Source organism: Stenotrophomonas sp. WHRI 8082 (genome assembly GCF_040223995.2).
Classification (GTDB): Bacteria; Pseudomonadota; Gammaproteobacteria; order Xanthomonadales; family Xanthomonadaceae; genus Stenotrophomonas.
In genome coordinates this window covers 1,903,024-1,917,760 of sequence record NZ_CP167826.1, presented here as the reverse complement: position 1 = coordinate 1,917,760, position 14,737 = coordinate 1,903,024, and the positions used below count along the sequence as shown (strand labels likewise).

Annotated in this window: 11 protein-coding genes; 4 read left to right on the top strand and 7 right to left on the bottom strand. The window is 63.0% G+C overall.

The genetic code is table 11. From position 1 onward, the window contains the following. Positions 1-233: 233 nt before the first annotated feature. The 7 genes from ABRP17_RS08440 to dnaA form a co-directional block, all read right to left on the bottom strand. On the bottom strand, positions 234-1,454 hold the full coding sequence (locus ABRP17_RS08440; RefSeq protein WP_188325548.1) for a heme biosynthesis protein HemY: 1,221 nt from the start codon (positions 1,452-1,454) through the stop codon (positions 234-236). A gap of 131 nt (positions 1,455-1,585) precedes the next feature. Continuing rightward, entirely contained in the window at positions 1,586-2,392 is an 807-nt protein-coding gene (locus tag ABRP17_RS08435) for a M48 family metallopeptidase (protein WP_188325547.1), read from the bottom strand. A gap of 213 nt (positions 2,393-2,605) precedes the next feature. After that, positions 2,606-3,460, bottom strand: coding sequence for a CPBP family intramembrane glutamic endopeptidase (locus ABRP17_RS08430; protein WP_188325546.1), 855 nt, complete (start codon positions 3,458-3,460; stop codon positions 2,606-2,608). A gap of 68 nt (positions 3,461-3,528) precedes the next feature. Next, positions 3,529-5,994, bottom strand: a complete 2,466-nt coding sequence (gene gyrB / locus ABRP17_RS08425; RefSeq protein ID WP_349986515.1) for a DNA topoisomerase (ATP-hydrolyzing) subunit B — start codon at positions 5,992-5,994, stop codon at positions 3,529-3,531. A gap of 109 nt (positions 5,995-6,103) precedes the next feature. Further along, the gene (gene recF / locus ABRP17_RS08420) at positions 6,104-7,198 is read right to left on the bottom strand and encodes a DNA replication/repair protein RecF (RefSeq protein WP_349986517.1); all 1,095 of its coding nucleotides are present in this window, start codon (positions 7,196-7,198) and stop codon (positions 6,104-6,106) included. Between the two features lie 787 nt (positions 7,199-7,985). Next, entirely contained in the window at positions 7,986-9,086 is a 1,101-nt protein-coding gene (dnaN, locus tag ABRP17_RS08415; RefSeq protein ID WP_192081942.1) for a DNA polymerase III subunit beta, read from the bottom strand. Between the two features lie 275 nt (positions 9,087-9,361). After that, complete coding sequence (gene dnaA, locus ABRP17_RS08410; RefSeq protein ID WP_188325542.1) at positions 9,362-10,717, bottom strand: chromosomal replication initiator protein DnaA; 1,356 nt, start codon at positions 10,715-10,717, stop codon at positions 9,362-9,364. A gap of 254 nt (positions 10,718-10,971) precedes the next feature. On the opposite strand from dnaA, the gene rpmH reads away from it, so the two are divergent. The 4 genes from rpmH (at position 10,972) to mnmE (ending at position 14,737) form a co-directional block, all read left to right on the top strand. Further along, entirely contained in the window at positions 10,972-11,112 is a 141-nt protein-coding gene (rpmH, locus tag ABRP17_RS08405) for a 50S ribosomal protein L34 (protein WP_006404565.1), read from the top strand. Between the two features lie 5 nt (positions 11,113-11,117). Beyond that, positions 11,118-11,612 carry a ribonuclease P protein component gene (gene rnpA / locus ABRP17_RS08400; protein WP_188325541.1) on the top strand — a complete coding sequence of 165 codons (495 nt, stop codon included), beginning with the start codon at positions 11,118-11,120 and terminating at the stop codon, positions 11,610-11,612. Next, complete coding sequence (gene yidC, locus ABRP17_RS08395) at positions 11,612-13,315, top strand: membrane protein insertase YidC (protein ID WP_188325540.1); 1,704 nt, start codon at positions 11,612-11,614, stop codon at positions 13,313-13,315. Before rnpA ends, yidC begins: the two co-directional genes overlap by 1 nt. A 66-nt stretch (positions 13,316-13,381) precedes the next feature. Beyond that, positions 13,382-14,737: a tRNA uridine-5-carboxymethylaminomethyl(34) synthesis GTPase MnmE gene (gene mnmE, locus ABRP17_RS08390; protein WP_372486934.1), complete on the top strand. Its 1,356-nt coding sequence runs from the start codon at positions 13,382-13,384 to the stop codon at positions 14,735-14,737.

Below are 14,737 nucleotides of genomic sequence, written 5' to 3'. Positions count from 1 at the left end.
ATTACAAACGCGATCCCGAAGATCCGGGGCCAGCTCAGCCCTTTCTCTGCAGTTTGTTCGTAGCGGTGAAAGACTAGTTGTTCCGTCATGCGCCAAGAGCTCAATTGTGGGGCCGGGTTACCGGGGAGCGGTAACCCTGATCAGCGGTGCATGACACCGCAGGAACCTCCAAGCTTATACCAATCCTGAGTGCCTGCGTACGCTTTGCGCAGGCATTCAGGCGTTATTCCTACTTACTTCAGGTTGATGATTTTATCCGCATCCGCGGCGTTCTTCAGGCCACCCTTGGCCTTGGCCTGACGTGCTGCTTCCTTGGCCTGGGGAATCTTCCCCTCACTGTGCAATACACGCGCCAGATTCAGGTACGTCTCGCCGGTGGGCGACAGCGGTGCGGCCTTCTGCCACGCCTCGATCGCCTTGTCGACCTGCTGCGGTTCGGAATAGTAGTAAGACTGGGCCAGGGCCAGGTAAGCCTGGTTGTCCGGCTTCAGGATGCCCTTCTCAAGTCCTTCGTTGATGACCGAGATTACTTCTTTTTCTTTGTTTTCGCTGTTGGCGTAGATCGAATACAGCTGCTTGTATTCGCGTTCGTCGGTCAGCTGGCCGGCAGCACGCAGCTTTTCCATGATCGCGGCGGCCTTGTCCATCTGCTCTGCCTGCATGTACATGCTGGACAGATTGATCTGCGCCTTCTTGTCGGTCGGGTTCTTCGCCGCGATCTGCTCGGCTTCCTTGACCGCGTCACCGGTCTGGCCGGCTTCGGACAGTGCAGCCATCAGCAGCTGGTTCCACTGGTCCTTCGGCTCGGGGGATGCGGCAATGGCTTCACGCAGCACCGGGATCGCATCGGCATAGCGCTCCAGCTGGTACAGCGCCTGGCCCTTGGCCATCAGGTCTTCCGGCTTCTTCGAACCGCTCTCGGCGAAATACTTGTCGATCAGGGTCAAGCCCTGTGCCTGCACGGCCTTGTCGTCGTCCTGCAGCTGCAACTGGGCCAGCATCAGCATCGACTGGAAGTGACCGTTGTTATCCAGGCCATTGAGGTCCAGCACCTGCTGCAGGTACTTCTTCGCCGTGGCGACGTCATCGGTCTGGTAAGCGGCCTGCGACGCCAGCTGCAGGGCGAGCGATTTATCGTATTCGTTCGCCGCCGAATTGCCGATGATGGACTGCGCTTCGGTCAGCGTCTCCGGGTACTGCTGCTCGTTGTAGCTGTCGATCAGCTTCTGCAGCTGCTTCCCAAGCTTCGGCGAGGACTTCACGCCCGGTTCCTTGCGGGTCGCGTTCGGGTAGAGCGGCGCAGCCGTTTCGGCCTTGCTGCTGCCACGGCGCTCGCGCTGCTCGGAACGGTCGGCGGAGCGCGTCTGCGCGAAGGCATCGGTGACTACGGCGCCGCTCACGGCAGTCGCGATCAGCATGGTCAGCAGGGCTTGCTTGTGGTTACGGAGCATCATCTTTCACCTCGATCGGACCGCTTAGCGGCAGCAATGACGTACGTCAGAAAAATCTGAGCCGCCAAACGTATCAGAATTATGGGACGTGAGAAATCGTTTCCTGTGCTGCATCACAGCATTTTCATCGAAGCTCAGCTACAGCGCGGCTTGCGTCCGGCCGCCTGCGCCTGCTGATAGACGCCCTGTAATCCAGGCGCATCGCGCTGCAGTTCACGGATCCGATTGGCGGGGTCCGGATGGGTGGACAACCATTGGGGGCTACGTCCCGCGCTCGCCGACATCATGTTCTGCCACAGGTTGACGGCCTGCGCGGGATCGAACCCGGCCTCGGCCATCAGCTTCTGGCCGACCACATCGGCTTCGCTTTCCTGGGTACGCGAACCGGGCAGCAGGAACAGGGTCTGCGCGCCCATGCCGCCGAACTGATTGACCGCGCTCGCTGCGGTATCCCCATAGGCAGCGCCGGCCAGTGCGCCGACCACAGACAGACCCGTCTGCGCGCCCATCTGCCGGGTGATGCGCTCTTCATGGTGGCGCGCGATGACGTGGCCGATCTCATGACCGATGACCGCGGCAAGCTGGTCCTGATTCTTGGCCACGGTGAAGATGCCGGAGTTCACGCCCACCTTGCCGCCTGGCAGCGCGAAGGCATTGGGTTCGTTATCGGCGAAGACCGCCGTTTCCCACCGTACGCCACGGTACTGAGCAGGCAGCTGAGCCACCAGGGCCGTGACCACGCATTGCACATAGGCGGTCTGCTTGGGGTCTGTGCTGACCTTTTCCTTCTGCTTGGTCTCCGCAAAAGCCTGGGCACCCAGCTGATCGAGCTCGGCCTGGGATACACCGCCCACGACCTGACGGCGCCCGGTCGGCGAGGTGGTGGTGGCGCATGCGCTAAGCAGTGCGGTGATCGTAAAAGCCAGCAGAAGTCGTTTCATGGATCCATTCCCCGTGTTCATGCACTGAGTGTCCACGCCGCAAGCTTAATTTTTCGTCAATCCCTGCACGGTAGGCGCGGCACAGGCTCGATGGCGTTGTCCGTCGTACTTCGCGAACGGTGATGGCATCCGCCGAGCGTGGCTTGGCGCTGCCGCTTCGTCGGCGCAGAAGGGGGCTGCTGTTGTATCGCCGAGCCGCGCTCGGCGGATGCTTCAGTGGGTGCCGAACAGCATCAGCATGCTCAAGGCCACCGCATTGTTCAGCGCATGCGCGGCAATGGGCGCCCACAGGGTTCCTGTGCGCTGGTAAAGCCAGCAGAACGCGGCACCCATGCCACCGTAGATCAGCCACAACTGGGCGATTTCAGCGGGCCCGTTCGCACTGGTTCCCGGTATCTCGTGCACGAGCGCGAAGGCCAGACTGCTCAACACCATGCCCAGCACGGGCTTGCCGGCCTGCCACAGGCGGCCGAACAACACGCGGCGGAACAGCAGCTCTTCGTAGGCCGGTGCCAGCACGACAGCGAACAGCATCAGGAACACAGGGAACTGATCCACCGCGCGGGTCATCAGGTCCAGGTTTGTCGGAACCGGCTCGATACCGGCGCGCTTGGCCAGGAAGGCAATGCCGTTGCTGAAGATGATGACCAGCACCGCGACGAACAGGGTCCAGCCCCACGTGGACAGCTTGGCGGCCGCGTGCCGTGAGGTTTCACGTTCCACACGCGTGGCGGGGCGTCGCCAGAAGTAAAGAATCAGGGCCGCACCGCCGGTCGCCACCAGCGCCATCAGGATCTGGGCCAACGGCCCCGGCTGACCGAGCAGGGCAGCCACTGCGTTGGGATCCGGCGCGTCAGCCTTCTGGGAAGCGGCCTCCATGCCCACCATGACCCCGCGGTACAGCCCCCACACAAGTCCTGCCATCAGGCTGATGCCAAACAGGATCAACCCGGCCAGACCCACATCGATCAGAAATCCGGCGAGCGGTGAGCCGGCCTTGCGCGGTGCGGCGGGTGGCGGTGCGGCCGCAGGCAGCGGCGGCGGTGGGACCTGGGCAGTGACGGACATCGGCAACCTGGCAGCTGAAGGGGGCTCCGCCCCGTGCGCGTTGCACGGGGCGATCTCTTCGGATTGTGTCAGATATCCAGGTTGTGCACTTTGAGCGCATTGTCCTCGATGAAGTCGCGGCGCGGCTCGACCACATCGCCCATCAAGGTGCTGAAGATCTGGTCAGCCGCCACCGCATCTTCGATGCGGACCTGCAGGAGACGACGCGTATCCGGGTTCACCGTGGTATCCCACAGCTGTTCCGGATTCATTTCACCCAGACCCTTGAATCGCTGGATCTGGCGACCGCGCTTGGCTTCATCTAGCAACCAGGCCTGCGCCTGCGCAAACGAGGTCACTTCGATCGACTTGGCACCGCGAGAGATGACAGCGCCCTCGCGCACCAGACCGTGCAGCAGCGATGCCGCCTGGTAGATCGCGCGCAGCTCGCCACCGTCGAACGCGGCCAGCGGCAGCACCTGGATGTGCACTTCGCCCATGTGGCGGCGCGTCACCAACACGGCAGCGGGGCGCTGATCGTTGGGTTCCTGCAGTTCCAGGGTGAAACGCGCCGAACCGAGGCTGCCTTGGTTGAGGCGTGCTGCCAACGCATCCAGGCCGTCTTCGGGCGCTGCATTGCGCAGGTGTTCCAGATCCATCGGAATGAAGTCGACAAGTGCGGCAAGCAGCTGACGGTCATAGCGGTGGGCGTTACGGGAGATCGAGTCCAGCGCGCCGGCGTAGCTGAGCAGCAGCTTTTCCAGCGCGACGCCTTCGATGCCGTGCTCGCCGCTGGCCGGCACCAGCGTGGCATTTTCCACCGCGCTGCTGGCCAGGTACGCATCCAGCGCCGGATCGTCCTTGAGGTAGAGCTCGGTCTTGCCCTGTTTGATCTTGTACAGCGGCGGCAGGCCGATGTAGACGTAACCGCGCTCGATCAGCTCCGGCATCTGCCGGTAGAAGAACGTCAACAGCAGCGTACGGATGTGCGCACCGTCGACGTCGGCGTCGGTCATGATGATGATCTTGTGGTAACGCAGCTTGTCCGGGTTGTATTCGTCCCGGCCGATGCCCGTGCCCAGCGCGGTGATCAGCGTGCCCACCTGGTCCGAGGCCAGCATGCGGTCGAAACGGGCACGCTCCACGTTGAGGATCTTGCCGCGCAGCGGCAGCACGGCCTGGTTCTTGCGGTTGCGTCCCTGCTTGGCGGAGCCACCTGCCGAGTCACCCTCGACGATGAACAATTCCGACAGTGCTGGATCCTTTTCCTGGCAATCGGCCAGCTTGCCGGGCAGGCCGGCAATATCCAGCGCGCCCTTGCGGCGGGTCAGATCGCGTGCCTTGCGTGCCGCTTCACGCGCACGGGCCGCATCGACGATCTTGCCGGCGATGGCCTTGGCTTCGTTCGGATTTTCCTGCAGGAACGCTTCCAGACGCTGGCCGAATGCGTTCTCCACCGCCGGACGGACATCCGAGCTGACCAGCTTTTCCTTGGTCTGGCTGGAGAAGCTGGGATCCGGCACCTTGACCGACAGCACGGCAATCATGCCTTCGCGCATGTCATCGCCGGTCAGGTTGATCTTGGCCTGTTTGGCAATGCCATTCTGTTCGATGTAGTTGTTCAGCACGCGGGTCAGCGCGCCGCGGAAGCCGGCCAGGTGGGTGCCGCCATCTTTCTGCGGAATGTTGTTGGTGAAGCAGTACATCGTTTCCTGGTAGGAATCGGTCCACTGCAACGCCACTTCCACGGTGATACCGCTGTGCTCGCCCACGACCGAGATCACGTTCGGATGCAGCGGGGTCTTCAGCTGGGCAAGATGCTCCACGAAGCTGGCGATGCCGCCTTCATAGTGGAAATCATCGCGACGACCTTCTCCGCGCTGGTCGATCAGCACGATCTTGACGCCGGAGTTGAGGAACGAGAGCTCGCGCAGACGACGGGCGAGGATGTCGTAGTGGAACTCGACGTTGTCGTGGAACGCTTTGGTCGAGGGCCAGAATCGGAGGGTGGTACCACGCTTTGTGCTGGCCTCAACCTGCTTCAGCGGCATCACGGCCGCACCGTCGGCGTATTCCTGGTGGTAATGGAAACCGCCCTGATAGATGTCCAGCGTCAGCTTCTGCGACAGCGCGTTGACCACGCTGACGCCCACGCCGTGCAGGCCGCCGGAGACTTTGTAGCTGTTGTCGTCGAACTTGCCGCCTGCGTGCAGGACCGTCATCACGACCTCGGCTGCCGAGACCTCGCGATCCAGCTTCCTGCTCATCTGCTCGTGCTTGCCGGTCGGGATGCCACGGCCGTTATCCGTCACGCCCACAGACCCGTCTGCGTGGATCGTGACCGAAACGTGGTCGGCATGGCCCGCGAGCGCCTCATCGATGGAGTTGTCGACGACTTCGAACACCATGTGGTGCAGGCCGGTGCCATCGTGTACGTCACCGATGTACATGCCGGGACGCTTGCGGACGGCCTCCAGGCCCTCCAGCGCAGTGATGCTGTTGGCGTCGTAGGTGCCGCTGTTTGCAGGTGCAGGGGTGTTCTGTTCGTCGGTCATTGCGCTCGCCGTAGGCTCCGCAGGTCGGGCGCCAACGAATGGCGCGCCGAGAAAGAGGGGGTGATACAACCTGAATTATACCAGCCGGGCAGGTCTACCCCGTGGACCACTATGGCACACCGGTCACTTGGCCATGTTCCACGTGGAACCGCGCGATATCAGTGCGATCCAGCAGTGGTGATGGGGTTTCGGTGGCGGTAATGAATATCTGCGCCGGGCCAGCCAGCAGTCGGTCCAGCACCCGGCCTTGATGGTTGCGATCCAGCTCTGATCCCAGGTCATCCAGTGCAATCACCGGCCAGTGCCCGCGTTGCACGGCGTAGTCTTCGGCTTGGGCCAACAGGCAGGTGAGGGCAGTCAGCTTGGCCTGTCCACGCGACAGTGCGTCGCGCCCCGGGATGCTGCCGAAGCCAACTGTCCAATCCGCACGGTGCGGTCCCACCGAGGTATAGCCCGCCTGCCGGTCTCGCTCGCGCGCAAGCAGCAACGCATCGGCGAGGGACACCTCGTGGCGGCGCCAGCCAGGGCTGAGCGTCATTGACTGCACGTCCAGTTGTGGCGCCAGTTCGGCGGCCAGTTCCACGGCTCGGGACTGCAGGCGCTCCAGGTAATGAAGACGCCGACTGGTCAGCGGTTCTCCCGCCTCCGAGAGCTCATGATCCCATGTGTCCAGCATTCGCGGCGCTCCCCCTTGCTTCAGCAGGGCATTGCGCTGTTTCAGCGCCCGGGAATATCGCCGCCACAGGGAAAGAAAGTCTGGTTCCACGTGGAACAGACCCCAATCCAGGAATCGACGCCTGGGCTCGCCGCCCCCGCTCACCAGTGCGTGGCTGCCGGGCTCAAAGGTCACCACGGCCAAGGCTGCGCACAGGTTTCCCAGCTGCGCGACATCTTCTCCGTCCAGCCGGCCTTTCCAGTCCTGTCCAGAATGACGAAGACCCGCGCGACGCCGGGTTTCCCTGCCTTCGGCGTTGGATTCGTCCCATTCCACGAAAACGTCCAACGATTCCTGGCCTTGACGGATCAAACCGTCCCGCACGCGGCCGCGGAAGCTGCGCCCGTAGGCCATCAGGTGCAGCGCTTCGAGCACGCTGGTCTTTCCGGCGCCGTTGTCGCCCGTCAGCAGGTTGATACCCGGATGCGGCAACAGGTCTGCCGACTCGAATCGACGTACGTTCTGTAGGGAAAGGCGGCGGATCTGCATGAAGGGAGGTTGCCGGAATCGACGGCGCGGGAGGGTGAGCGATCTACCAGCTTACTGCATCGGTCAAGGGCATCGACTGGCCATGGAGATCGGGCAGCGATGCAGCTCAATCGTCTCGAATCCGCTGCCTTCTGTGGCCTTGCTGGTCGCACCAACCATCAGATTTCAAGGAATCTGCGCCCTTCGCGGGTCGCTGTTCCACGTGAAAGGCGTCGAATCCTTGAATTCTGCTGGGTCCCAACCCGCGCGCCCCATCAGATTTCAAGAAATTGACGGCGTGGCCGGATACGTCTTGAAACCCTTGGGATTACTTATACACAACCTCTGCGCAAGCTGTGGATAAAAAAGCGGTTTTACTAAGCCCCGAAATCTATCCACAGGTATTCCCCCAGCCCAACCCCCACTTGGAAGGGGGGTTTCAAGGCCAATAAACCTATATAAATCATGCATATAGGCTAGTTATACATGAAATCTGGCCCTACCATCACCACCATGCTTTAGATTTATACCCAGATTTAAAAGCTTGGGAGCCCCTTCGATCAGGTCCGGCCGGGATGTGGATAATCGAAAACAGGGGGGGTGCGACGCACGTGGCAAACCATCGACATCTGGCCCGCCGCACCAGCGCATCTTACGAACGACCGGCCAACGAACCCTGCATCGAAGACCCCATCGGTCCATGGGGCGACTCAGTGGCGCGATGCTCCGCCTGCTACGAATGATCCACGTGGAACAAAAAAAACGCCCGAACATGTCGGGCGCTTCTTGTTCCACGTGGAACCGGATGTCAGAGACGCAGCGGCATCACCACGTGGCGAGACTTCTCGCTGCTGGCTTCGCGGACCAGTGCGGAGGAGTTCGAATCACGCAGCTGCACGATGATGAACTCGTCGCGCAGCGCCGACAGGGCATCCAGCACGTAATTCACGTTGAACCCGATCGCCAGATCGGAGACCGTGGTCTCGGCCTCTATTTCTTCCTGGGCTTCTTCCTGCTCCGGGTTGTGCGCGCTGATCTTCAAATTGCCCGGCGAGACTTCCACGCGGATGCCGCGGTACTTCTCGTTGGACAGGATCGCCGCACGCTGCAGAGAGGCGCGCAGTGCTTCGCGGTCCACTTTGACCTCACGGTCGGCGCCAATCGGAATCACGGCCTCGTAATCCGGGAACCGGCCGTCGATCAGCTTCGAAGTGAAGGTGACATCGTCGCGCTTGACGCGGACATGGCTGCGGCCCACTTCCAGCTCGATCTCGCGATCACCGCTTTCCAGCAGACGCTGCAGCTCGGTGACGCCCTTGCGCGGCACGATGATCTGGCGCTTGGAACCGCTGGGCTTGGCCAGGTCGGTCTCGCACAGGGCCAGACGGTGTCCGTCAGTGGCCACCGTGCGAAGCGTATCGCCACGCAGGTCAAACAGCAGACCGTTGAGGTAATACCGCACGTCCTGCTGGGCCATTGCAAACGCAGTGCGCTCGATCAGCTCCTTCAGCGTGGCTTCGCCGATCACCACACGCTCGGTGGCCTCGACCTCGTCGACCGACGGGAAATCATTGGCGGGCAGGGTAGCGAGCGTGAACCGGCTGCGGCCGGCCTGCACGGTGATCTTGTCGCCGGTCTGCGAGACCGTGATCCGGCTGCCGTCAGGCAGGGCGCGGATGATCTCGAACAACTTGCGGGCCGGAATGGTTGTCTCGCCGTCCTGAGCATCTTCAACCGCGATCCGCGACACCATTTCAACTTCCAGATCCGTACCGGTCAGCGAAAGCTGCCCGTCTTTGACCTGGACGAGGAAATTGGCCAGAACCGGCAGGGTCTGGCGGCGTTCGACCACGTTGACGACCTGTGCCAACGGCTTGAGAAAGGCTTCGCGCTGCAGTGTGAAACGCATGTGGTTCCGTGCCCCTATGCTTTAAAAGATGTGGAATAAATCAAAAGCTTGGTGGTGATGGTAGAGCCAGAATTCAGGGAAAACACATCTAAGTATTTGTTTCCAAACAATATTTCATGCTCGAAACCCTCTGGAATACCGCCCCTCAAGGGGTGGGGAAAGCTGTGGATAAAATCCGAGGCGTCTACAGCAGGCTTTTTATCCACAACATGCCCCACGCTTGCCCCCGGATTCTGCACCGTTTTGTGCGATGACGCCTCAATGGCGTCCGTGCATTATTCGCTCAGCTTGCGGATCAGCTTGTCCCAGTCTTCCCGCAGCTTGCCGTCGGTTTCCATCAACGTCCGGATCTGGCGGCAGCCATGCAGCACCGTGGTGTGGTCACGTCCGGCGAAGGCGTCTCCGATCTCGGGCAAGCTGTGCTCGGTCAGTTCCTTGGTCAGCGCCATCGCCACCTGGCGTGGCCGGGCCAGTGACCGGGTCCGCCGCTTGGACAGCAGATCCTTGATCTGCAGCCCGTAGTAATCGGCGACGGTTTTCTGGATGTTGGGAATGCTGATGGCCTGCTGCTGGGCCCGAAGCAGGTCGCGCAGGGTTTCCTGGGCGAAGTCGGTGGTGATCGCACGGCCAGTGAAATTGGCCCGGGCGGTCAGGGTATTCAGCGCGCCCTCGAGGTCGCGCACATTGGAGCGCATCTTCTTGGCAATCAGGAACGCAACATCGTCGGGGATTTCAGTACCGCGCTCGCGTGCCTTGGCCAGCACGATCGCCGCGCGCGTTTCGAAGTCCGGCGGCTCGATGGCGACCGACAGGCCCCAGGCAAGCCGCGACTTCAGGCGCGCTTCCAGGCCCTCGACTTCGCGCGGATACCGATCGCAGGTCAGGATGATCTGCTGCTTGCCGTCGAAGAGCGCGTTGAACGTATGGAAGAATTCTTCCTGCGTCCGGTCTTTGCCGGCAAAGAACTGGATGTCATCGATCAACAGCGCGTCCACCTGCTGGAACTGGCGCTTGAACTGATCCATGGTTTTTTCCTGCAGGGCCCGGATCATCGCGCTGAAGAACTGTTCCGAGCGCAGGTAGAGCACCTTGGCATGCGGATTGGCTTCGCGCATCGCATTGCCGGCGGCAAACATCAGGTGGGTCTTGCCCAGACCGGTGCCGCCGTACAGCAGGAGCGGATTGTGCGCACGGTCACCCGGCTTCTGCGCGGCCTGGAAGGCGGCGGCCAGACCCAGCTGGTTGCTCCGGCCTTCGACGAAATTGGCGAAGGTGTAGTGCGAATCCATGTTGCCGGCGAACGGCACCACCGGCTCACTGGCCAGCGGTGGCGCAGCGGGCGAGGCACCGCCGGTGAACAGCCCCGGATTCGGCGCGATCTGCGTCTCCATGGGCCGCGGACGCGAGCCGATTTCAAGAAAAACGTCGCCAAACCCTGCGAAATGGGTCAGCAGCTCGCGGATGCGTGGCAGGTAAAGGGCGCGTACCTGGTCCACGATGAAGGCATTCGGAGCGAAGAGGATCAAGGCGTCAGCGCGCAGATCGGCCTGCAGCGGCTTCAGCCAGGTGTGAACATCCTCGGGCGGGAATTCCGCCTCAAGGCGTTCGAGACAACGGGACCAGGCATCCATCGGCAATAATCATCTTGGGCCGGGGGGAGGGCGCAGGAAAGCACCGTCCCGACTGGCCGGAAAGGGGGAAAAGGATGACTCAGACTACCACCGCGCGGCAGGCTCTGGAATGGTTGTCCCCCAGTTATTCACAAAATCATCCACAGCTATTGCACAGCCCCATGAAATAACGTAGTCACAAGGGCTTGACTTGAGGGGGGTATGACCTCCAGAATTGCCGGTTCTTTCCGTCCATTTCATACGAGAGGCCCAACATGGCCACCAAGCGCACTTTCCAGCCCAGCAACCTCAAGCGTAAGCGCGACCACGGTTTTCGTGCCCGTATGAAGACCGCAGACGGCCGCAAGATCCTGTCGCGTCGCCGCGCCAAGGGCCGCAAAGTCCTGAGCGCCTGATTGCCATGCCGCTTCCCGCGGCAGACGCAATCCTTCCGATAGTGAGTAATGCCGACCCGCGCAAGCGATTCCCTCGCTCTGCGCGTGTTCGCACGCGTGCCGAATATTCTACGGTCTTCAACGGCGCCCGCCGGGTGTCCGAACCGCTGATGACCCTTCACTGGCTGCCGGGAGACCGGCCGGCCAGAATGGGTCTGGCCGTTTCACGCAAGGTGGATCCGCACGCCGTAGGGCGTAACCGGATCAAGCGCGTCCTGCGCGACGCCATGCGTCATTGCCGTGCCGACCTGCAGCCAGGCGATGTTGTCGTCGTGGCCCGCAGTGCGGCGCGCGCAGCCAGCAACGACGAGATCCGTCAGGCCTTCCTGCGCCTGTTGCGTCGCCTTGGTGCATTGCCCGCTCCGGTCCTGGACGGCACAATGCCGCCTCCCGACGGCGTCGCATCGCCTTCTTCGAATGAGCCGGCACCACGTCCCGGCAACGCAGAGCCTGTCCGCTGATGAACCAGACCCGTATTTTCCTGATTTTTGCCTGGCTGATGGTAGCCGTGCTGCTGTGGATGGAGTGGGGCCGTGAAAAGGCTGCCCCGCCGGTCACCGCCGCCACGACGTCGGCCCCGGCAACCCAGCAGGCTGTGCCGGGCACCACCCCGGGCGGCGTGCCCGGCGCGCAGGTCCCCGGCGCCAATGGTGCCCCGGCTGCCGCCACGGCACAGGCCACGGCCGCGCCGGCCAGCCAGCGCATCACCATCACCACCGACGTCCTGCGCCTGGTGCTGGATGGTGGCCGCGTACTGGATGCCGAGCTGCTGCAGTTCCCGCAGACCAAGGACGACAACAGCCCGCCGGTGCGGCTGCTGACCGAAGATGCCGTTCACCCGTACAGCGCCGTGAGTGGCTGGGCCAGCGAAGACAAGAGCGTGCCGGTGCCGGGCGCAGAAGGCTTCAAGCTGGTGGGCGAGCAGCGCGACTTCGTGCTGGCCGACGGCCAGAACGAGCTGCAGGTCCCGTTTGTCTGGAATGGCCCGAATGGCGTGGTCATCGACCGCACCCTGACCCTGTCGCGGAACCATTACGCGGTGCAGGTGAAGGACGTGGTCCGCAACAACGGCGCGGCGCCGTGGAGCGGCTATGTCTACCGGACGCTGGACCGCAGCCCGACCATCCTGTCGCGCAGCATGACCAACCCGGACTCCTTCAGCTTCAACGGTGCCACCTGGTACGACAACGACAAGAAGTACCAGCGTCGTGCGTTCAAGGATTACCTGGACGATGGCGCGCTGAACCAGAACATCACCGGCGGCTGGCTGGCGATGCTGCAGCACCACTTCTTCACCGCGTGGATCCCGCAGAAGGATCAGGTCGCCCACTACGTGCTGTCCCAGCATGACGGTCGTGACCAGATCGAAGCCCGCGGCCCGGCCTTCAACGTCGCGCCTGGCCAGCAGGTCAGCAGCGAAGCACGTCTGTGGGTCGGCCCGAAGCTGGTCAGCCAGATCGCCAAGGAAGACGTGCCCGGCCTGGACCGTGTCGTCGATTACAGCCGCTTCTCGCTGATGGCCGTGATCGGCCAGGGCCTGTTCTGGGTGTTGAACCAGGTGCACAAGCTGGTCAACAACTGGGGCTGGGCGATTGTCGGCCTGGTGGTGCTGCTGAAGATGGTGCTGTATCCGTTGTCGGCGGTGCAGTACAAGAGCGGTGCGAAAATGCGTCGCTTCCAGCCGCGCATCGCGCAGTTGAAGGAACGCTACGGCGATGACCGCCAGAAGTTCCAGACCGCGATGATGGAGCTGTACAAGAAGGAAAAGATCAATCCGATGGGCGGTTGCCTGCCGATCCTCATCCAGATGCCGATCTTCTTCGCGCTGTACTGGGTGCTGGTCGAATCGGTGGAACTGCGCCAGGCCCCTTGGCTGGGCTGGATCCAGGACCTGACCGCGCGTGACCCTTACTTCATCCTGCCGGTGATCAACGTGGCGGTGATGTGGGCGACGCAGAAGCTGACGCCGGCACCGGGCATGGACCCGATGCAGCAGAAGATGATGCAGATGATGCCGATCGTGTTCGGCGTCATGATGGCCTTCATGCCGTCCGGCCTGGTGCTGTACTGGGTGGTCAACGGTGGCCTGGGCCTGCTGCAGCAGTGGTGGATGACCAAGCGCCATGGCGGCGACCCGGTCCCCGCCGTCGCGACCAAGAAGTAAGCCACACAGGAACCCGCCGAAAGGCGGGTTTCCTGCTTCTGGCTCCCCGTGAAGCAACGCCGCACAATGCACGCCATGGATACCACTGCTACCGACACCATCGTTGCCATCGCCACCGCTGCCGGTGCCGGCGGCGTGGGCATGCTGCGCCTTTCCGGGCCGCGCTCGGCGACCATCGCCCACCTGCTCGGCGCACCGGTGCTGCGGCCGCGCCATGCGCACTACGCGCGCCTGCGCGATGCGCACAACGAGGTGATCGACGATGGCATCGTGCTGTGGTTCCCGGCACCGAACAGCTTCACCGGCGAAGAAGTGGTGGAACTGCAGGGACATGGCAGCCCGGTGGTGCTGCAGCAACTGGTCGCACGTTGCATCGCACTCGGTGCGCGTCAGGCGCGACCGGGCGAGTTCAGCGAACGCGCGTTCTTGAACGGCAAGCTGGACCTGGCCCAGGCCGAAGCCATCGCCGACCTGATCGCGGCCGGCGACCATCGTGCCGCGCGCGCCGCGCGCCGTTCCCTGGACGGCGTATTTTCGCGCCGCGTAGATGAGGTGGCAGAACAGTTGGTGAGGCTGCGCATCCATGTGGAAGCGGCCATTGATTTCGCCGATGAGCCGCTGGATACGCTGGGCGGTGAGCAGGTGCGACGCGGCCTGCTGCAGGCACGTGAAACGCTGTCGCTGCTGCGCCGCGATGCCGAACGTGGGCGCCGCCTGCGCGACGGCCTGCATGCGGTGCTGATCGGCCCGCCGAATGCCGGCAAGAGCTCGCTGCTCAACGCGCTGGCCGGTAGCGAACGGGCGATCGTCACCGACATTGCGGGCACCACCCGCGACACCCTGCGCGAGACGATCCGCCTGGACGGGCTGGAGCTCACATTGGTCGATACGGCCGGCCTGCGCGAGGGCGGCGATGCGATCGAGCGTGAAGGCATGCGACGCGCACGCGCCGAAATCGAACGCACCGATCTTGCATTGATCGTGCTGGATGCGCGCGATCCCGCCGCGGGCGAAGCGGCCATCGGTGCGTCGTTGCAGGGCGTGCCGCACAAGGTCTACATCCATAACAAGTCCGATCTGTTGCCGCCGGGTTCTGGCAGCAACGACGCGGACCGCGTCTTCGTTTCAGCGGCCACCGGTGCCGGTCTGGATGACCTGCACGCACGGCTGCGTTCGATCGCCAGCGCCGGTGCCGGCGAACAGGTGGACGGCGAGTTCTCCGCGCGTACACGCCACGTCGATGCCATCGAGCGCGCGCAGGAACATGCGCTGCAGGCCGATGGCGAGCTGGCACACGAGCATCTGGAACTGGCGGCGGAAGAGCTGCGTCTGGCACACGACGCCCTGGGCGAGATCACCGGCGCGATGAGCGCGGACGATCTGCTGGGCCGCATCTTCTCCAGCTTCTGCATCGGCAAGTAG

Bases quoted from the DNA above. Each gene is read 5' to 3' on its own strand.
- rnpA (WP_188325541.1), top strand. From the start codon at position 11,118: ATGCCGCTTCCCGCGGCAGACGCAATCCTTCCGATAGTGAGTAATGCC.
- ABRP17_RS08430 (WP_188325546.1), bottom strand. From the start codon at position 3,460: ATGTCCGTCACTGCCCAGGTCCCACCGCCGCCGCTGCCTGCGGCCGCA.
- mnmE (WP_372486934.1), top strand. From the start codon at position 13,382: ATGCACGCCATGGATACCACTGCTACCGACACCATCGTTGCCATCGCC.
- gyrB (WP_349986515.1), bottom strand. From the start codon at position 5,994: ATGACCGACGAACAGAACACCCCTGCACCTGCAAACAGCGGCACCTAC.
- ABRP17_RS08435 (WP_188325547.1), bottom strand. From the start codon at position 2,392: ATGAAACGACTTCTGCTGGCTTTTACGATCACCGCACTGCTTAGCGCA.
- dnaA (WP_188325542.1), bottom strand. From the start codon at position 10,717: ATGGATGCCTGGTCCCGTTGTCTCGAACGCCTTGAGGCGGAATTCCCG.
- rpmH (WP_006404565.1), top strand. From the start codon at position 10,972: ATGGCCACCAAGCGCACTTTCCAGCCCAGCAACCTCAAGCGTAAGCGC.
- recF (WP_349986517.1), bottom strand. From the start codon at position 7,198: ATGCAGATCCGCCGCCTTTCCCTACAGAACGTACGTCGATTCGAGTCG.
- yidC (WP_188325540.1), top strand. From the start codon at position 11,612: ATGAACCAGACCCGTATTTTCCTGATTTTTGCCTGGCTGATGGTAGCC.
- ABRP17_RS08440 (WP_188325548.1), bottom strand. From the start codon at position 1,454: ATGATGCTCCGTAACCACAAGCAAGCCCTGCTGACCATGCTGATCGCG.
- dnaN (WP_192081942.1), bottom strand. From the start codon at position 9,086: ATGCGTTTCACACTGCAGCGCGAAGCCTTTCTCAAGCCGTTGGCACAG.